General features: G+C 63.5%; 10 protein-coding genes and 1 pseudogene. 7 read left to right on the forward strand and 4 right to left on the reverse strand.

Features of this window, described 5'->3' with window-relative positions:
* Window positions 1-96: 96 nt before the first annotated feature.
* The 4 genes from gpmI (at window position 97) to IAE37_RS16075 (ending at window position 5,273) form a co-directional block, all read left to right on the forward strand.
* Complete coding sequence (gene gpmI / locus IAE37_RS16060) at window positions 97-1,632, forward strand: 2,3-bisphosphoglycerate-independent phosphoglycerate mutase (RefSeq protein ID WP_201175120.1); 1,536 nt, start codon at window positions 97-99, stop codon at window positions 1,630-1,632.
* A gap of 141 nt (window positions 1,633-1,773) precedes the next feature.
* On the forward strand, window positions 1,774-3,063 hold the full coding sequence (locus IAE37_RS16065) for a murein hydrolase activator EnvC family protein (protein WP_201175121.1): 1,290 nt from the start codon (window positions 1,774-1,776) through the stop codon (window positions 3,061-3,063).
* A gap of 93 nt (window positions 3,064-3,156) precedes the next feature.
* Window positions 3,157-4,476, forward strand: a complete 1,320-nt coding sequence (locus IAE37_RS16070; protein WP_201175122.1) for a S41 family peptidase — start codon at window positions 3,157-3,159, stop codon at window positions 4,474-4,476.
* 8 nt (window positions 4,477-4,484) lie between these two features.
* Window positions 4,485-5,273: a divergent polysaccharide deacetylase family protein gene (locus tag IAE37_RS16075; RefSeq protein ID WP_201175123.1), complete on the forward strand. Its 789-nt coding sequence runs from the start codon at window positions 4,485-4,487 to the stop codon at window positions 5,271-5,273.
* Here the strand turns inward: IAE37_RS16075 and IAE37_RS16080 are convergent.
* The 3 genes and pseudogenes from IAE37_RS16080 to IAE37_RS16090 form a co-directional block, all read right to left on the reverse strand.
* Complete coding sequence (locus IAE37_RS16080; RefSeq protein ID WP_236409998.1) at window positions 5,257-9,984, reverse strand: DUF6543 domain-containing protein; 4,728 nt, start codon at window positions 9,982-9,984, stop codon at window positions 5,257-5,259. The two genes, IAE37_RS16075 and IAE37_RS16080, sit on opposite strands and share 17 nt — an antisense overlap.
* 67 nt (window positions 9,985-10,051) lie before the next feature.
* Window positions 10,052-10,243, reverse strand: coding sequence for a hypothetical protein (locus IAE37_RS16085; protein ID WP_201175124.1), 192 nt, complete (start codon window positions 10,241-10,243; stop codon window positions 10,052-10,054).
* Window positions 10,244-10,475: 232 nt separating this feature from the next.
* Window positions 10,476-11,998: pseudogene (locus IAE37_RS16090) on the reverse strand (BCCT family transporter); the annotation flags it as partial.
* A gap of 360 nt (window positions 11,999-12,358) precedes the next feature.
* Between IAE37_RS16090 and betI the strand changes: the two are divergent.
* The 3 genes from betI to betA all read left to right on the forward strand — a co-directional run bounded on the left by betI (window position 12,359) and on the right by betA (window position 16,300).
* Window positions 12,359-13,015: a transcriptional regulator BetI gene (betI, locus tag IAE37_RS16095; protein ID WP_201175125.1), complete on the forward strand. Its 657-nt coding sequence runs from the start codon at window positions 12,359-12,361 to the stop codon at window positions 13,013-13,015.
* A 38-nt stretch (window positions 13,016-13,053) separates the two neighbouring features.
* Window positions 13,054-14,526, forward strand: coding sequence for a betaine-aldehyde dehydrogenase (gene betB, locus IAE37_RS16100; protein WP_201175126.1), 1,473 nt, complete (start codon window positions 13,054-13,056; stop codon window positions 14,524-14,526).
* Between the two features lie 76 nt (window positions 14,527-14,602).
* Window positions 14,603-16,300 carry a choline dehydrogenase gene (betA, locus tag IAE37_RS16105; RefSeq protein WP_201175127.1) on the forward strand — a complete coding sequence of 566 codons (1,698 nt, stop codon included), beginning with the start codon at window positions 14,603-14,605 and terminating at the stop codon, window positions 16,298-16,300.
* A 56-nt stretch (window positions 16,301-16,356) separates the two neighbouring features.
* Here the strand turns inward: betA and IAE37_RS16110 are convergent, their stop codons facing one another.
* The gene (locus IAE37_RS16110) at window positions 16,357-19,518 is read right to left on the reverse strand and encodes a DUF308 domain-containing protein (RefSeq protein ID WP_201175128.1); all 3,162 of its coding nucleotides are present in this window, start codon (window positions 19,516-19,518) and stop codon (window positions 16,357-16,359) included.
* Window positions 19,519-19,535: the final 17 nt, after the last annotated feature.

Here is a 19,535-nt window from a genome sequence, read left to right on the forward strand (position 1 = left end):
CGCCGGTCGGCCGGCGGGACGAATATTCGCCGTTGCTGGCGTATTTGCCCTAAAATGCGTGTCTTTATCATCTTTGAACAACCGTGAGTTTGATTGATGACGAGTACGCCCAAACCCCTGGTCCTGATCATCCTGGATGGATTCGGCCATAGCGAAAGCCCCGAATACAACGCCATCTACGCCGCCAACACACCGGTCTACGACCGCCTGCGCGCCACCCAGCCGCATGGCCTGATTTCCGGTTCCGGCATGGATGTCGGCCTGCCAGACGGGCAGATGGGCAACTCCGAAGTCGGCCACATGAACCTCGGTGCCGGCCGTGTCGTCTACCAGGACTTCACCCGGGTGACCAAGGCCATCCGTGACGGCGAGTTCTTCCACAACTCGGTGCTCACCGGCGCGGTAGACAAGGCCGCCAGTGCCGGCAAGGCCGTGCACATCCTCGGCCTGCTGTCCGACGGCGGCGTGCACAGCCACCAGGATCACCTGGTGGCCATGGCCGAACTGGCCGCGCAGCGTGGCGCCGAGAAGATCTACCTGCACGCCTTCCTCGACGGCCGTGATACCCCGCCGCGCAGCGCGCAGTCGTCGATCGAGCTGCTCGACGCGACCTTCGCCAAGCTCGGCAAAGGCCGCATCGCCAGCCTGATCGGCCGTTACTACGCGATGGACCGCGACAACCGCTGGGATCGGGTCAGCGCCGCCTACAACCTGATCGTCGACAGCACCGCCGAGTACACCGCCGACAGCGCCCTGGCAGGCCTGGAAGCGGCCTACGCCCGTGACGAGAGCGACGAGTTCGTCAAGGCCACGCGCATCGGCGAAGCGGTCAAGGTCGAGGACGGCGACGCGGTGATCTTCATGAACTTCCGCGCCGACCGTGCCCGCGAACTGTCGCGGGTGTTCGTCGAGCCCGACTTCAACGAGTTTCCGCGCCCGCGCCTGCCCAAGCTCGCGGCCTACATCGGCCTGACCCAGTATTCGGCGAAGATCCCGGCCCCGGCGGCGTTCGCCCCGGCCAGCCTGCACAACGTGCTCGGCGAATACCTGGCGAAGAACGGCAAGACCCAGCTGCGCATCGCCGAGACCGAGAAGTACGCCCACGTCACCTTCTTCTTCTCCGGCGGGCGTGAAGAACCGTTCGAAGGCGAGGAGCGCATCCTGATACCATCGCCGAAGGTCGCCACCTACGACCTGCAGCCGGAGATGAGCGCGCCGGAGGTCACCGACCGCATCGTCGAGGCCATCGAACAGCAGCGCTTCGACGTGATCGTGGTCAACTACGCCAACGGCGACATGGTCGGCCACACCGGCGTGTTCGACGCCGCGGTCAAGGCCGTCGAGGCCCTGGATGGCTGCGTCGGGCGCATCGTCGCGGCGCTGGACAAGGTCGGCGGCGAAGCGCTGATCACCGCCGACCACGGCAACGTCGAGCAGATGGAAGACGAATGCACCGGCCAGGCGCACACCGCGCACACCACCGAGCCGGTACCGTTCATCTACGTCGGCAAGCGCCCGGTGCAGGTCCGTGAAGGCGGCGTGCTGGCCGATGTGGCGCCGACCATGCTGAAGCTGCTGGGGCTGGAGAAGCCGGCCGAGATGACCGGCACCTCGATCCTGGTCGACGCCTGAATCGGTGCATCGGGGCCGCGTTGCGACCCCCTTGCACATGAATTCCAGACAAACGCCCCGCTGCGGCCCCAGCGAGGCGTTTTTTTTGCACGCCCAGGCGGGCATACTAGGCCAGTCTCCATCCTTGGTACGCCCAACCCCATGCTTCGCGCCCTGATCCCACTCGCCTTGTCATGCCTGCTCAGCCCGGCTTTCGCCGATGAGCGCGCACAGACCCAGCAACAACTGGACGCCACGCGCCAGGACATCGCCGAGCTCAAGAAAACCCTGGGCAAGCTCCAGGAAGAGAGGTCCGGCGTACAAAAGGACCTCAAGGCCACCGAGACCGACATCGGCAACCTCGAAAAACAGGTGGAGGCGCTGCAGCAAGAACTAAAAAAGACCGAGGGCGAGCTGGAGCGCCTTGATACCGAGAAAAAAAAACTCCAGAGCGCCCGCGTTGAACAACAGCGACTGATCGCCATCCAGGCCCGTTCGGCCTACCAGAACGGCCGCGAGGAATACCTCAAGCTGCTGCTCAACCAGCAGAACCCCGAGAAGTTCGCCCGCACCCTCACCTATTACGATTACCTCAGCAAGGCGCGCCTGGAGCAACTGCGCGCCTTCAACGAGACTTTGCGCCAGCTGGCCAATGTCGAACAGGACATCGGTCGCCAGCAGGAGCAACTGCTGACCCAGCGCGCCGACCTCGACACGCGCCGCCAGACCCTCGACGCCGAGCGCAGCAAGCGCCAGCAGGTCCTGGCCAAGCTCAACAGCGACATGAAGGACCGCGACCAGAAGCTCCAGGCTCGCCAGCAGGACCAGGCCGACCTGGCCAAGGTCCTCAAGACCATCGAGGAAACCCTGGCGCGCCAGGCCCGCGAAGCCGAGCAAGCGCGCCAGAAGGCCCTGCTCGCCCAGCAGGAAGCGGAAAAACGCCGCCAGCAGGAGGCCCTGGCCGCCCGCGATGCCGCCGACACCGAGCCGCCGAAGAAAGCCCGTACCACCCTCGGCCCGCTGGTTTCCAGCGATGGCGCGAGCTATGGCGGGGCTTTTTCTGCAGCGCGTGGAAAACTTCCTTGGCCAGTCAATGGTCGATTGCTGGCACGCTTCGGTGAAGCCCGCGGCAGCGACGCCCGTGCCAAGTGGGACGGGGTGATGATCAGCGCCAGCCCCGGCACCCAGGTACACGCCGTGCACGGCGGGCGCGTGGTGTTCGCCGATTGGTTGCGCGGCGCCGGGCTTCTGGTCATTCTCGACCACGGCAATGGTTACCTGAGCCTGTACGGCCACAACCAGAGCCTGCTCAAGAGCGCCGGCGACATCGTCAAGGCCGGCGAGGCCATCTCCACCGTTGGCGACAGCGGTGGCCAGGACAGCGCGGGCTTGTACTTCGCCATTCGCCAGCAGGGCCGGCCAACCGACCCTTCGCAATGGTGCCGGGGGTAGGGTTAAAAGCCTAAATCCATTTTGCCCGGCGTAGCGCTTGCGCTACGCCGATGCTCCGCAGGGAGCGCCTACAGGATCAGGAGTTCGTTCGACATGCTGCACTCGTCTCGCCTCACCCAGCTGGCCCTGGCCATCGCCCTGGTGGTCGCTGCGCCCCTGGCCACCGCCGCCGAGTCGGCAACGGTCAAGCCTGCCGCATCGCCAGCAACCGAGGCCGCCAAGGCGCCGCTGCCGCTGGAAGAGCTGCGCACCTTCGCCGAGGTCATGGACCGCATCAAGGCCGCCTATGTCGAGCCGGTGGATGACAAGACCCTGCTGGAGAACGCCATCAAGGGCATGCTCAGCAACCTCGACCCGCACTCTGCCTACCTGGGCCCCGAGGACTTCCAGGAGCTGCAGGAAAGCACCAGCGGCGAGTTCGGCGGCCTGGGCATCGAAGTGGGCCAGGAGGATGGCTTCATCAAGGTGGTGTCGCCGATCGACGATACCCCTGCCTCGCGCGCCGGCGTCCAGGCCGGTGACCTGATCGTCAAGATCAACGGCGCCCCGACCCGCGGCCAGAGCATGACCGAGGCGGTCGACAAGATGCGTGGCAAGGTCGGCGAGAAGATCACCCTGACCCTGGTACGCGACGGCGGCACGCCATTCGACGTGACCCTCGCCCGTGCGGTGATCCAGGTCAAGAGCGTGAAGAGCCAGCTGTTGGAGAACGACTACGGCTACATCCGCATCACCCAGTTCCAGGTCAAGACCGGCGAGGAAGTCGGCAAGGCCCTGGCCAAGCTGCGCAAGGACAACGGCAAGAAACTGCGCGGGGTGGTCCTCGACCTGCGCAACAATCCCGGTGGCGTGCTGCAGTCGGCAGTGGAAGTGGCCGACCACTTCCTGACCAAGGGCCTGATCGTCTATACCAAGGGCCGCATCGCCAACTCCGAACTGCGCTTCTCCGCCGACCCGGCCGACGCCAGCGAAGGCGTGCCGCTGGTGGTGCTGATCAACGGCGGCAGCGCCTCGGCCTCGGAAATCGTCGCCGGCGCCCTGCAAGACCAGAAACGCGCCGTGCTGATGGGTACCGACAGCTTTGGCAAGGGCTCGGTGCAAACCGTGCTGCCACTGGCCAACGACCGTGCGCTGAAGCTCACCACCGCGCTGTACTTCACGCCGAACGGCCGTTCGATCCAGGCCCAGGGCATCGTCCCCGATATCGAAGTGCGCCCAGCCAAGCTCACCGCTGAAGTCGACACAGAAAACTTCAAGGAAGCCGACCTGCAGGGCCACCTGGGCAACGGTAACGGCGGCGCCGACCGACCGACCGGCAGCAGCAAGCGCAAAGAGCGGCCACAGGATGATGACTTCCAGCTGAGCCAGGCACTGAGCCTGCTCAAGGGCCTGAACATCACCTCGGGCAAATGATCCAGCCCATGCGCTGTATGCTGTGCCTGCTGTTCTTTTTGTCGGCCGGTGTCGTATGTGCGGCGCCGGCCGGCAAGGCCTACATGAGTATCATCATCGACGACCTTGGCCAGAGCCCCGAGCGTGACAGCCGTACCCTGGCCCTGCCGGGGCCGGTGACCATGGCGATCATGCCAGACACCCCGCATGCCACCGATTTCGCACGTCAGGCGCACAAGGCTGGCAAAACGGTGATCCTGCACATGCCCATGGACCCGGCCAGCGGGCCGTATGCCTGGCACCCCGACTTGCCGATCGAGGTGCTGGCCCGGCGCCTGGACGCCGCGTTGGCCAAAGTGCCCCATGTGTCGGGGGTCAACAATCACATGGGCAGCCGTATGACCGCGGAGCCCGAGGCCATGGCCTGGCTGATGGGCGAGCTGCAGCGTAGGCACCTGTTCTTCGTCGACAGCCGCACCAGTGCAGCCACCGTGGCGGCGCCCAAGGCGCAGGCGATAGGGCTGGCGCATGTTTCGCGGGATGTGTTCCTGGACAACGTCCGCACCCCCGAGGCCATTGCCGCTGCGTTGCAGCAAGGTATCGAGCTGGCCCGCAGGCAGGGAACGGCGGTATTGATCGGCCATCCCTACCCACAAACCCTGGAAGTGCTCGCGCGAGAAATATCTCGCCTCAAGGGCCAAGGTATCGAGCTGATCACGCTGGAACAGATGATTGCCGAGCGAGGCAACCAGACGATGCCGGCTCACGCCGTGCATCGCTCCACCCCGGCGGTTAGGCGCATCAGCGGAAGGGAATGATCCCCCTGGCTTGCTCCAGGGTCAGCTTGCCGCGGTGTACCCGCTCGTTCGACCCCACTTCTCGGCTGCCGCTCATTTGCCCCTGACGCCAGGTCTTCAGGTGCCCTTGGGTGAACTCCTCGGCGAACGCGTCGGCTGATGGCAGGTGGAAGTGCGCAACCCACAGGTTACGCCCCCGCGCAGCGCCGGGCGTCGCCAGGCGCATGATCTTGTATTCGTCGAAGAAGCTGCCGTTGGCCATGGTCTTTCTCGCGACGTATTCCACCTTGAGCAGTTGCTGCGCGTGCAGGAACCGTAGCGCCTCGGCAGAGGGGTAGCGCGTATCGGTATAGAGCGTGGTCAGCAGCAGGTTCTTTTGCGAACGCAGCCGGTCGCCAGCCTTCTCCAGCGCCCTGACGAGGCTGTCGCTCACGCCCTCGTCACGCAAGCTGCCCATCGTCAGGTCGAGCTTCTCGAGCTGGCGCTCGAGCAGCAGCACCAACAATGAACCTTTGATATCGTTCGCCACGTACTCCTGAGCCTTGTCGAAGACAGCCTCGTTCTCATCCAGCAACGCCTGCACGCGCAGGCTGCTGTCCACCGGCGCCGAATCATCGGTCGAGGTCGTCCGCTCACGTCGACGCTGGCGCCACTCGCCATCGACCCAGTCGAACACGGCCAGTACAGCTTTGCTGAAAGACTCACGCACCTCGACGATACGCTGCCCCTCTTGCTCGATTTCCGTGCCAATGAGCAACTGCCCTTCTCTGTTACGTACCACTCGCTGCGCCTCACCTGACACGCGGTAAGGCGTGCGCCTGCTGGGCGCGCCGTCCCCTTCCTGCTCGCGGATCGCGTCCACCAGCCTACGACCGGCATCCAGCTTGAGTTTCCCTACATGCTCGCGGTAACGCTCAAGCATCTGGGGGTCTATCAATGCCCCGCCGGTCTTGTGAATACGTTCGCTGTTCAGCAGCGCAGCGGTGTATTCGTCCCAGGCTTCTTGCAAGATGGTGATCCTGTCCTCCAGCGAAAGGTTGGCGAGGTCGAGGTCGCCGTGCGCCTCCGCCGCGCTACGCAGAGAAATGCCTGACAACTCTTCACGGTATCCGAAGAGCAGGCTCTGGCTCGTGCCGTGGTCAAGGTGCAGGGCCAGGTCGCCCAGGTTGAGAACCTGCTGGAAGCGCAACTCCACCGTGCAGAACTGGCGTCGGTCGATCATCTGCCCGACCGTCTGCGCCTGCTCAGGCTTCGCGCCGGTAATGAGCAACTCCTCGGGGGCATCGGCCAACAGTTCATCCAAGTATTCGCCCATGACCAGCATACGGTCCTGGAAGTCCACGACCCTTCGCAGCTCATGACGAAATTCGACATAGCGGTCGACGACCTGTGGCAGGGGCTGCCCATCGATCTCTGCTTGCAGTTCGGCGAGGTGCTGGTAGTCCACCAGATCCAAGAGTTCGTTGAAAATTAACTCGCTATTACGGATCACGTTCACCTGAACGATAACCTGGCGCTGCGACAGCATTTCATCCCAATTGCCGAGCTGGCGCTCGCTGGCGAACTTGGGTTCGCGTAGGGTCGCCAACAGCGGGATCATCGCCATATCGCCGTGCACGGCCTTCTCCAAGTGCTGGATAGATTCGTTGCGTAAGCGGGTGATTTGCGCCTGCCACTCGGCGAGTCGTGTTTCATATTGCCCGATGAGCGCCAGGGAGGTTGTCGTGTCGCCAGCCTCTGGCGTTGCGTCGAGTTTTTCCTGCTCCTTTTCCTTGAGGCTCTTGAGCTTGCGGTGTCTATCCTGCAAAGCGAACAGGCTGTCGTTGAGCATGGAGAATTCGAGCGTCGCGCTCCTGATCTCCCGGTCGAGCCTGGCGGCGTCCTCACGTAGCGCCAGGAAGCGCTTGGCGAGCCGTGCCCGGCTGGTCTTCATTCCGCCAGCAAGACGAAGCGAGGCATCCACCCGCCAAGCCCCCTCGCTGAACACCAGCCAGGGCCCCTGGACACCCTGCTCATCGACGACACGAACACCGTCCGCCAGCAATTCCACTGGGTAGGTGTCCCCGGCCATGGCCACGTAGAGCCGCCCGTCGAGGCGGTACAGCCCCTCGCCAGCACCAGACGCTATCGGCGTCAGTCCATTGAGCGCTACGTTCGAGCGCATGCCCTGCAACATCCGGCGCCGCTCAGCAGGCAACCAGTTGAAGCCTTGCTGCCCGCGCCAGGCAAACTCCAGGCGCCGCTCAGGCAAGCTGGGCAGCGCCTGCGGCCCCATCGACGAACCTCCGACAGGCACCACGGCGATTTCGGAAAACGCCCCTCGCTGCGCAGCCGGCCCCTCGAGCATGGAGGTCTCGGGCAATGTCTCGACGGTGGTAAGCGCCTGAGCAGGCTGGCGCGCATGCAGCAACACCATCCCCATGTTCAGCAACAGATCGGCTATGGCGCCAGAGCGCTCGAACTCCCCGCCCTGTTCGAGCGCCCGCAGGTCGTTCTCCAGGGAAGCCAGCAATTGCACCAGCCATGCCACGCTAGCCACTGGCCCCCGCACTGCCAGGGTGACGACGTCGAACAGCAGCCAGGCGCCCTCGCACAAGGATTGCCAACGGTATTGCGCATTGGAAACCGACTGCATGCCGGCCAGTTCGACGAGTAGGTCACGGTTCGCCGTGTAGAGCCGCTCGTCCAGGTCGTTGTTCCAGAACTCGATGTCGAGCACAGCCGGCGCAGGCCGTTCAGGCAACGTATAAGGGTCAAGGCCCACGCTGGCGATGTGTGGCTCCATGAAGCCACCGAAGTCATAGATCGGTCGTACCTGTGGTGCCAGCCAATCGAGCAGGCTTTTCTGCAACAAGCTCGACTCACGGATGTGCTCCAGCAATGCACCGAGGCTTGCGTACTCTCGCACGGTATCCTGCTGGTACAAAGGCCGATAGAGCAGCACCCGCGCGGGCTCGGCACAGAACAGCAGGTACATGCCCCGCACCCTGTCGCGCTCAGCGGAGTGGGCGCTGCGCCTGAATGCCAACGGAATCAGCACTATCCTGGGGGTCGCTGGATCCAGGTGCCCTGAGCAGAAGTCGACCACACACTGCAGACCGACCTCCGAAACCTTGCCATCGAGCTTGGCGGAAACCGCGCTGAACAGCAGCGCGCTACGCCATTCCCTGGCAAAGCGCCCGACACGCTCCGCACGTCGTCCAGCGTCGTCCATTTCGCGGGCCACGTAAGCAGGGTAATGCGCGCCGATATCCACCTGGGTGACCAGCGCCTTGGCCGTGTCCGCGTTCAGCCATCCGGGGGCTTCACCGCCGTTCGCTCGACGCACCCGCCGAATGAGAGCGCCGTTGAGGGAGCCGAGGTTGCCTATAGCGAACTCGGTGAGGGTCTTGCTGCCCACGAACACCAGCGGTTCCCCACCACCGGTGCCGGTGGCCGCGCCTCCCGGCACGCCATGCGCCAGATACAAATCCAGCACCAGGTCATCCGCCGGGCTGTCGTCGCCGTGTGTCTGGCGTATCTGCTCGTCCAGTCGCTGGCGCGCGTAGTCGGTCAACGATTGCATGCCATCAAGAGCGGCAACGCCATCAGCCTCGAGCTGCTCGAGGGCGAGCCACAGCAACGCGGCGCTACAGGCAAAGCTGTCGGCCTCGCTGCCCAGCGCCAGGCCAGCGGGAGGCTTCAGCGCCGGGGTGTCGTCGAGGTAGCGAGCGAACCATAGCGCTGGGTCGCTCAGTTCGGCGAAACGGCGCTCCAGCTCGGCGCTATCGGCCAGTCGCCCATAGCGCAAACGTTCGATGCGATCGAACAGGCGCTCCAACAGCAACGCGGCCTGCTGGGCAAATACATTGCCTTCGACCGGAAGGCGCCGCCAGGACATCCGCTCGAAACGGTAACGCTGTGCCAATTCGTCCCTCAGGGCTTGGCCAAAGGCGTCCAACGAGGGGAAGCCACGCACCTGACCGGAAGGCGCACACCACAGGCATACCTGTCGATCGTCCCATTCCCCCAGCAGTAACAACTGGCACTGCACTTCATCGAATTGCAGGCCGCCACTGCTCAGGCTCGCCTGAACGAAGAACGCCAGCGGCTGGTCATCCCCTGCGCGCAGCAAGCCACGCACACATGCCTGCTCCTGGGGGTCCAGGCCTTGCAGTGGCAAGCCACGTAGCAATGCTGTCTTCAGCAGCAATTGCAGCCACTGGTCGCGGCTAACGCCTGCACTGCCTGGTGCACGCCAGTAGTCCAATTGGGCTTGGCAGAAAGCGTCCGGCAATCGTGCGAGGAGGTCGTTCAACGCGGCGGACAACCCCTTCAACTGCCGGGTATCGAACTCGCCATGCGATCCAGCGAAACGATAAGCCCCCGTTAACCCGAGGTTGTAATGGCGCCCATCGAGGGGCTCGATGTCTAGCGGCTTGGGGTCGAGCAGGGCTTGCAACATCCGCTCGACCAACGGCTGAGTGGTCCAGTAGGGCGTGTTGGGGTCAGGGCTGTCGAGCATCAACGGGTCGGCCGATGACAAGGGTGGCTCGACCGCCTTCAACCAGGGAAGCTGCTCCTCCAGTAGTCTGAGAAGCTGCCGGCTGAGCACCTGGCGTAATGTCGGGCGATCGCCGAACTGCCTGGCGACGGCGTGGCTGAAGTCGAAGGGTGAAATATCAGGACCGGTCATCTGCCTGGCCTCCTGGGGGGTTAACCCAGGAGTATCGTGAACCTGGCAGCAGCCCAAGCACTACATATTGCTAAGCCGAGAATAGGCCTGGCTCAAGCGAGCCGGGCCCTCGTCGGCAGGGTAATCAACTATAGACCCGACCCAATAGCTGGCGATGGCTCTCGAACTGGTCGAGTACATCACGCACGATCTGCTCCGGCGCGAAGCCCATCAGGTCGTACTCCTGGCTGCCATCGTGCAGGTACACCTCAGCGCGGTAGAAGCGCTGGCGCACTTGCGGTTCGCCATCGACCGGCGCCTCGCTCGGTGCAGCCATGTAGCCATCCAGGCTCACTTCGTAAACGAACGGGTTGCCTTCGTCCATCATCACCCGCAGGCCCATCATGCTGCGCGACTGGCCAACCCGGGTCTCCACCTCGAAGCCCAGCGTCTGCAACTGGGCGGCGGCTTCCTTCAACGCCGGGCTGACCTGCTTGTCCATGAAGCGCTGCACCATGGCCTGGGTCGGCTGCAGCTCCAGCTGGGTCAGCCGCTCGCTGAAACCACGGCGGCCACGGGCGGCCAGTTCTGCGCGCTCCTGTTCCACCGCCACGTCCTGCTTCATGGCCTTGTACAAGCCGAACATGAACAGCACCAGCACCACCGAGAACGGCAGGCCGGCCAGCACCACCATGGTCTGCATGGCCTCGAAGTTGCCGGCGAACAGCAGGCCGATGGTGACCAGGGTGATGATCACCGACCAGAACACCACCATCCAGTGCGGGGCGTCCTCGTCGACCTTGCCGCCCTTGCACGACAGGTTGGCCATCATCACCGCGCCGGAGTCGGCCGGGGTCAGGAACAGCACGAAGCCGACGAACACCGCCACGCCGATCACGAACTTGGCCGCCGGGAAGTATTCCAGCAACTGGTAGATCGACATCGACGGCTGTTCCAGCGCGGTCTTGCCCAGTTCCACGGCCCCGTGGTTGATCACCAGGTCCAGCGCGGTATTGCCGAAGATCGACAGCCAGGCCAGGGTGAAGCCCAGCGGGATCAGCAGCACGCCGCTGACCAGCTGGCGCACCGTGCGGCCCTTGGAGATACGGGCGATGAACATGCCGACGAATGGGCCCCAGGAGATCCACCAGGCCCAGTAGAACACGGTCCACAGGCCCAGCCAGCGCTCGGACTTGCCGGCTTCGCCCTCGTACACGTAGAGGTCGAAGGTCTTGAGCACGATGCCGTTGAGGTAGTCACCGACGTTCTGCACGAAGCCGTTGAGCAGGTGCAGGGTCGAGCCGCCCAACAGGACGAAGATCAGCAGGCCGCTGAACAGCGCGATGTTCAGGTTGGACAGGCGCCGGATACCGTTCTCCACGCCCGACACCGCCGCCACCGTGGCCACGCCGGCCATGACCAGGATCACCACCAGCAGGTTGGTCTTGCTGTGGTCCATGCCGAACAGGTATTCCAGCCCCGAGGCCACCTGCATCGAGCCGATCCCCAGGTTGGTCACCAGGCCCAGCAGGGTCACGAACATGCCGAAGATGTCCACCGCATTGCCGGCTGCGCCCTTGACCCAACGCTCGCCGACCAGCGGATACAGCGCCGAACGCAGCGCCAGCGGCTGGTTGTGGCGGTAGGCAAAGTAGCCCACGGCGAGGCCGACCAGGGCATAGATCGCCCAGCCGTGCAGCCCCCAGTGCAGGAAGGTCAGCTGCAACCCCTGGCGTGCCGCCTCGAGGCTGGCGGAAGTGCCCTCTGGCGGATTGAAGTAGTGGTCCAGCGGCTCGGAAGCGCCGAAGTACAACAACGAAATACCGATACCAGAGGAAAACAGCATGCCGGCCCAGGCGCCATAGCTGAAGTCGGGCTGGTCGTCCTTCCCGCCCAGCTTGAGCTTGCCGTAATCGGAGAAGGCCAGGTAGACGACGAACAGCAGGTAACCGCAGATCACCAGCATGTAATACCAACCAAAGGTGCGCGTCAGCCATTTCTGGGCCACGCCCAGCACCTGGCCGGCGGTTTCGGGTACGGCGATCAGCAAGGCAGTCAGAACGAGGATCATCAGCGCGGAGGTGAAGAACACCACGCGGTTGACCCGTACCCTCTCGGCGGGGGGCTTGGTTAGGGAGGCAGAACTCATTGCACGAAGGCTCCGGGGAGTGCGGCTTGTGGAGGCTAATCCGTCTTGTCCCGAGCAATTGGTGGAATACCCCCACTGCCACGGGTGTTATAAAAGCACCCTGGAAAGCGCGATCCCGGGGGATTGCGCAGTTTCCTGGAGCGTCAATCGGTGCCTTCTCGACCGCCTGAACAACTGTCAATGGCACAAATTGTCGCAGAGCTTATTCTTTATTGATTGAACGTTCAATCAAAACAAAATAGACTGGCCTTCGCCGAGTCAGCCGCTTGTCGTCTGCTCGTCGAGGCCTGAGGAGATAGCAAGATGCCCAAGGTCGGTATGCAACCCATCCGCCGCCAGCAATTGATCGAAGCCACCCTGCAGGCGGTCGATCAGGTCGGTTTGGGGGACGCCAGCATTGCGCTCATCGCCCGTTTGGCCGGGGTGTCGAACGGCATCATCAGTCACTACTTTCGGGACAAGAACGGCCTGATCGCAGCGACCATGAGCTACATCATGAAAATGCTCAGCGAGGGCGTGAACGCCCGCCGCGAGGCATTGCAGGACGACGGCCCGCGCGCTCACTTGCAGGCGATCATCGAGGGCAACTTCGATGCCAGCCAGGTGAATGGGCCGGCGATGAAAACCTGGTTGGCCTTCTGGGCTTCCAGCATGCACCAGCCCGACTTGCACAGGTTGCAGCGGATCAACGATCACCGCCTGTATTCCAACCTGTGCTGCCAGTTCCGCCGTGTCCTGCCGCTCTACCATGCGCGCAAGGCAGCCCGCGGGCTGGCGGCCCTGGTCGATGGCCTGTGGCTGCGTGGCGCCTTGTCGGGCGATGCATTCGACACCGAGCAGGCGATACGGATCGCCAACGAATACATGGATCTACAACTGGCTAAGCAGCACACCCTGGGCGCAATCGACCAGGCCGCTGAAAACCCGCGCACAGCGCTTGCCAACCCGGCAGGAGCGTGACGCGCCAGCCAACCACACACTGCACTTGCGAGGACACTATGGCCCGTTTCGGAACGCAAAAACTCTACATCGATGGTGGTTACGTCGACGCTGGCAGCGATGCCACCTTCGAGGCCATCAACCCCGCCACCGGCGAAGTCCTGGCGCACGTGCAACGTGCCACCGAGGCGGACGTCGAGAAGGCCGTGGAAAGCGCCGAGCGTGGCCAGAAGGTCTGGGCCGCGATGACCGCCATGCAGCGTTCGCGCATCCTGCGCCGCGCCGTCGACATCCTGCGCGAGCGCAACGACGAACTGGCCATGCTGGAAACCCTCGACACCGGCAAGTCGTACTCGGAAACCCGCTACGTCGACATCGTCACCGGCGCCGACGTGCTCGAATACTACGCAGGCCTGGTGCCGGCCATCGAAGGCGAGCAGATCCCCCTGCGCGAGTCGTCCTTCGTCTACACCCGCCGCGAGCCGTTGGGCGTGACCGTCGGCATCGGCGCCTGGAACTACCCGATCCAGATCGCCCTGTGGAAGTCCGCCCCGGCCCTGGCCGCCGGCAACGCGATGATCTTCAAGCCGTCGGAAGTCACTTCGCTGACCACCCTGAAACTGGCCGAAATCTACACCGAAGCCGGCCTGCCGGACGGCGTGTTCAACGTCCTGACTGGCAGCGGTCGTGAGGTCGGCACCTGGCTGACCGAGCACCCGCGCATCGAGAAGGTCTCCTTCACCGGCGGCACCACCACCGGCAAGAAGGTCATGGCCAGCGCCTCGAGCTCCTCGCTCAAGGAAGTCACCATGGAGCTGGGCGGCAAGTCGCCGCTGATCATCTGCGCCGACGCCGACCTCGACAAGGCCGCCGACATCGCCATGATGGCCAACTTCTACAGCTCGGGCCAGGTCTGCACCAACGGCACCCGCGTGTTCATCCCGGCTGAAATGAAAGCCGCCTTCGAAGCCAAGATCGTCGAGCGCGTAGCCCGCATCCGTGCCGGCAACCCGGAAGACGAGAACACCAACTTCGGCCCGCTGGTCAGCTTCCAGCATATGGAAAGCGTGCTCGGCTACATCGCCAAGGGCAAGGAAGAAGGTGCCCGCGTGCTGTGCGGCGGCGAGCGTCTGAGCGCCGGCGATTTCGCCAAGGGCGCCTTCGTCGCCCCGACCGTGTTCACCGACTGCAGCGACGACATGACCATCGTCAAGGAAGAGATCTTCGGCCCGGTGATGAGCATCCTCAGCTACCAGACCGAGGAAGAAGTCATCCGCCGCGCCAACGACACCGAGTACGGCCTGGCCGCCGGTGTGTGCACCAACGACATCTCCCGCGCCCACCGCATCATCCACCAGCTCGAAGCCGGCATCTGCTGGATCAACGCCTGGGGTGAGTCGCCGGCGGAAATGCCGGTCGGTGGCTACAAGCAGTCGGGTGTCGGCCGTGAAAACGGCGTCAGCTCGCTGGCTCAATACACTCGCATCAAGTCGGTCCAGGTCGAGCTGGGCGGCTACACCTCGGTTTTCTAAGCCCGGTCCAGCCACGCCCGTGCCCTCGCGCACGGGCGCTTTCGCTCCCTGATCACCGCCAAACGAGGGTACGTTCATGTCCCAAGAATTCGATTACATCATCGTCGGCGCAGGTTCCGCCGGTAACACCCTGGCCACCCGCCTGACCGAAGACGCCAGCGTCACGGTCCTGCTGCTCGAAGCCGGTGGCCCCGACTACCGCTTCGACTTCCGCACCCAGATGCCAGCCGCCCTGGCCTTTCCGCTGCAGGGCCGGCGCTACAACTGGGCCTACGAGACCGACCCGGAGCCGCACATGGACGGCCGCCGCATGGAATGTGGCCGCGGCAAGGGCCTGGGTGGCTCGTCGCTGATCAACGGCATGTGCTACATCCGCGGTAATGCCATGGACTTCGACGGCTGGGCGAAACTGCCAGGCCTGGAAGACTGGACCTACCTCGACTGCCTGCCGTACTTCCGCAAGGCCGAAACCCGCGACATCGGCCCCAACGACTACCACGGCGGCGAAGGCCCGGTCAGCGTGACCACGCCCAAGGCCGGCAACAACCCGCTGTTCCACGCCATGGTCGAAGCCGGCGTGCAGGCCGGCTACCCGCGCACCGAGGACCTCAACGGCTACCAGCAGGAAGGCTTCGGTCCGATGGACCGCACCGTGACCAAGCAGGGTCGTCGCTCGAGCACCGCTCGCGGCTACTTGGACCAGTCGAAGAAACGCCCGAACCTGACCATCGTCACCCACGCCCTGAGCGACCGCGTGCTGTTCGACGGCAAGCGCGCCGTTGGCGTGACCTACCTGGTCGGCGACAGCGAAGAGCGCGTCGAAGCCCGTGCGCGCAAGGAAGTGATCGTCAGCTCTGGTGCCATCGCTTCGCCGCAGCTGCTGCAGCGCTCCGGCGTCGGCCCGCGCGCCCTGCTCGAAAGCCTCGACATCCCGGTGGTGCACGACCTGCCGGGCGTCGGCGAGAACCTGCAGGACCACCTGGAGCTGTACCTGCAGTACGCCTGCACCCAGCCGGTATCGCTGTACCCTTCGCTGCTGTGGTGGAACCAGCCGGCCATCGGCGCCGAGTGGATGTTCAAGGGCACCGGCATCGGCGCCAGCAACCAGTTCGAGGCCGGCGGTTTCATCCGTACCCGCCCCGAGTTCGAGTGGCCGAACATCCAGTACCACTTCCTGCCGGTGGCGATCAACTACAACGGCTCCAACGGCGTCAAGGAGCATGGTTTCCAGGCGCACATGGGCTCGATGCGTTCGCCAAGCCGGGGCCGTGTCCAGGCCAAGTCGAAGGACCCGCGCCAGCACCCGAGCATCCTGTTCAACTACATGGCCACCGAACAGGACTGGCAGGAGTTCCGCGATGGTATCCGCCTGACCCGCGAGATCATGGCCCAACCGGCGCTGGACCCGTACCGTGGCCGCGAGATCAGCCCGGGCGAGCATGTGCAGACGGACGAGGAGCTGGACAAGTTCATCCGCGAACACGCCGAGACCGCCTTCCACCCGTCCTGCTCGTGCAAGATGGGCAGCGACGACATGGCCGTGGTCGACAACGAAGGCCGCGTGCATGGCATGCAGGGCCTGCGCGTGGTGGATGCGTCGATCATGCCGATCATCATCACCGGCAACCTCAACGCCACCACGATCATGATCGCCGAGAAGATCTCGGACAAGATCCGTGGTCGCAAGCCACTCCCACGCAGCACCGCCAAGTACTATGTAGCCGGTGATGCACCGGTGAAGGGCAAGGCGATGCGTGAGGTGAAGCAGGCCTGAGGACTGTTGCGAGCGTCAAAGGCACCTGAACGGGTGCCTTTGGCTTTTTCAGCGTCTCAGGTCTGCTGCCAGGAGCGCTCGGCGCCCATCTTCACCAGGTCCCTCAACGGGAAGTAGTGGTCCAGCACGGCAAGCCGCAGTTCGGAGTACACCTCAGCCTGCACTTTTATCTGTGGGTAGCCCCACGGAAACAGCATGTAGTCCGGCCGCAGGCGCCGCATGGTTTCCCCCATACCGGTCGGGCCGGTGACATGGAAAATCCTGTCGATGTAGTCCTTGTCAGCCTGGGTCAGGTTGTTGAAGTCGAACCTGGGCCTGGGGGCATCCAGGAACGAACGCGGCAATCCATCGAAACGGGTGTTGATATCGTCGACGATCTTGCGCAGCAGTGGGTTATTCCTTTGGCTGGCGAAATTGCTGTTGTTGGGGCCGAAGTAGAGCTTCCCGTCTGGCAAGCTCAGTTCAACGGGCTCTCCAAACAGCACATCATGAGCCGTTGCCCTGAGCGGCTTGCTCGATAACGGTTGGACAAGCTGGTCGTCGCAGTCCAGGTAAACGCCACCCTTTTCCTCGATCAGGCGAAAGCGCAAGGGGTCCGACGCCGCAGCATAGTTGTGGTTGCTGCCACGTCTGAAATACCGGTATGTCCGGCCATCCGCATGTTCCGACCATGTCGTGAACCAGGCCTCCTCGTGCAGGTTCTGCACGGTCACGCCAGCGTCACGCACGGCATCGAGCGAAACACCCGGCTCAACGTCGACATACAGAGTGAAAGCGTAGTCCGGGTTGGCGCCGACATTGGCGCGCATGCGCTCGACCAGCTTGGCACCAGGAGCCCGCTCACCCACCCAGATCATGCCGACTTCACGCGGTAACGGGGGAGCCTCGAGAGGCAACAGCGGCAGTTGAGGGAACGTGAAATGCTCTACGGTCTCAGGCTTGGGCAAGGTATGCCGCACTGCAGCGAAATCACTGGCACTGCCGCACTTCATCTGGTTGGCGGCAGGCTTGTTCAGGTAGACACCTTGCTTATCGAACTCAGGGCCTTCGACTTCCTTCGGCCCGCCCAGGTCGGTCCACACGTATTCGCCCTCTTGCACGGTTCGCCAGCAACTGGCATCTGCATCGAAAAAAACTCTTTGGGTCCCGGACGGCAAACGCGCCGTATACTCGCCGAGGTAGTCCTTGCCGATGCGGTCCATCGGCAAGGTGACGCTGATCTTCTCCATCAATGGCTGCTGGGCAATGCCTTCGATCTGCGTGGGGCTGGGGCGCAGCACGGCGGTGACGGTTGGCTTGGGCAACTTCACATGACGGCCACCGCCCCGCAGTTTCAGGCGTAGATCAAGGTCCCAGTAACCATTCTCCTGTGCCCGCAGGAAAGGCCCCCAGACCCGCGGATCTTGCGCCGAGCGAATACAAAGCTCCTGCTCATGTTCGACCCACTCGACACGGTATATCTCCTCGCGCAGGCTCACATACAGCCGCCCTTGATAGACGAATGTTCCTTTGCCGTCGCCCTTCACCGCCATCGGCTCGCTGATCTTCAACGCTTTCAGTTGCGCCTTGGCATCCGATGCCAGCGTATCCAGAACCGGCCGAACGGCGGTCATCTCCGGCTGCAGGCTCCAATCCGGTGCGGGGGGGTGTCCGATGTCGCGCAACTCGTCCAGTTCCTTCGATCGCGCTTTGTTCACGACCTTTGCCGCAAGCCGCTCCTCGGCCGTCATCACGGCCTCGGTGGCTTGCATCTGGGACGCCGCCTCCCCCACCAAAGGCAAGGCATTGAGCAAGCCGAACACGATACGCTGCAAACCTTGCTCGGTATCGTGCTTACGCTTGGCTGCGACCACTTCACCGATGCCCTCAGCCAGCAGCCCCGCCCCCAACACTGCAACCACCGGCACCAATGCCGGAAAGACCAACGCCACGCCACCCACCACGTTGATCATCAGCTCCAGGGCCGTAGCCAAGCGTTTGCCGTAGAAATCCCTGCGCGTGACGATTTCAAACTTGCCATCGGCATAGACTCGCGCCTTGACCTGTTCGGCCATGTGGGTGATGGGATCGGGTAGGCGCTTGCCGGCATCGATCATCGCGCGTGGGGACCAGATGCCGGTTGCCTGGTCGAGGATCTTCGGATACACCGAAATCCCTCGCAAAGCGGTATCCACACCACTGAGGAACGCCCCATCGACCCTGTCGCCCGCCTTGAAATGGCTCGCGAGCGAAGCGCGCTTTTGAGGGTCACGGCATAAATGGGTAATCCAGGCGCGCATCTCCTCAAAGTTGGCAAAGCCGTGCAACGGCGAGGAATTACCGGGCAGATACAAAACCACATCTGCAGCACCGTTGCGCTGAATGATCAAGATGTCGGTAGCCACGTAGCCGTAGATGCGCAGCTCTCGCAAGGAGTGATTGGCCGAAACGCGGCTGCCGGCGAAATAGCGGTAACTGGTGCTCTCCCAACGGGTGTCCCGATCCAGCATGAGGCTGCCAAGTACGATGTCGGCATGCAACTGGCTGAGTGAGCCCTCGCTGCGTTGCAGCAATACCGCACGTACCAGGTTGCCTTTGCACTGCATGGCGTAGTGCTGCTCATGCTCGGCCCAGAACCGATCCAAAGACTTCAGGTAGTGCGTCTGCAACTGCATGTCCCAGACAAACTGCTTGAACACCTGGGGATCGAGCTTCACCTGGTTGGATGGCGCGTATGCCTGAGGCGATGCGCGTCGGTAGATGGCATCGTACGAATCGCTATACGCCAGCTCCAGCTTGCTCAACGTACCCAGCTCACGCACGTCGTAACCAGCCTCTCGCCATGCCAGGGGATGGGCCAAGTGATCCCCCCAGCTACCGACACCGCGCTTCTGCCAGTTGCCGATCGCCGCCTGGATCAAGGACATGCTATGGCTCATCTGCGCTTTCCACGGGCCCGGCTTGACCGTCACATAGCGCAGCACCAGGGTGACGAGCAGCAGATCGTCCGGGTCATCGTCGATACCATGCTTGACCAGAAGCGTGCGCAGTTGCTGAGCGGCAAATGCCTCCGGAGTCTGTACGACCAGCGGTGTCTGGCGCTCGAACACCTGCTGGAGAGAGGGAGAAGGCGCCTGGCCGGTCGTGTCGCCGGCACCCTCGCTCAAAACGCGTCGGTGTGGGTTGTCCGGGCTGTTTGCCTGATCGAGATATCCGGGAAATCTGGGGGTATGGCTCATGATCGGTTCCTTGGAAG

The organism is Pseudomonas sp. S31, assembly GCF_016648105.1.
Classification (GTDB): domain Bacteria; phylum Pseudomonadota; class Gammaproteobacteria; order Pseudomonadales; family Pseudomonadaceae; genus Aquipseudomonas.

What these genes read in the sequence shown, in the direction of transcription:
- IAE37_RS16085 (WP_201175124.1), bottom strand. Translation starts at nt 10,243, where the DNA reads ATGGCTGCACCGAGCGAGGCGCCGGTCGATGGCGAACCGCAAGTGCGC.
- gpmI (WP_201175120.1), top strand. Translation starts at nt 97, where the DNA reads ATGACGAGTACGCCCAAACCCCTGGTCCTGATCATCCTGGATGGATTC.
- IAE37_RS16065 (WP_201175121.1), top strand. Translation starts at nt 1,774, where the DNA reads ATGCTTCGCGCCCTGATCCCACTCGCCTTGTCATGCCTGCTCAGCCCG.
- IAE37_RS16070 (WP_201175122.1), top strand. Translation starts at nt 3,157, where the DNA reads ATGCTGCACTCGTCTCGCCTCACCCAGCTGGCCCTGGCCATCGCCCTG.
- IAE37_RS16110 (WP_201175128.1), bottom strand. Translation starts at nt 19,518, where the DNA reads ATGAGCCATACCCCCAGATTTCCCGGATATCTCGATCAGGCAAACAGC.
- betB (WP_201175126.1), top strand. Translation starts at nt 13,054, where the DNA reads ATGGCCCGTTTCGGAACGCAAAAACTCTACATCGATGGTGGTTACGTC.
- betI (WP_201175125.1), top strand. Translation starts at nt 12,359, where the DNA reads ATGCCCAAGGTCGGTATGCAACCCATCCGCCGCCAGCAATTGATCGAA.
- IAE37_RS16075 (WP_201175123.1), top strand. Translation starts at nt 4,485, where the DNA reads ATGCGCTGTATGCTGTGCCTGCTGTTCTTTTTGTCGGCCGGTGTCGTA.
- betA (WP_201175127.1), top strand. Translation starts at nt 14,603, where the DNA reads ATGTCCCAAGAATTCGATTACATCATCGTCGGCGCAGGTTCCGCCGGT.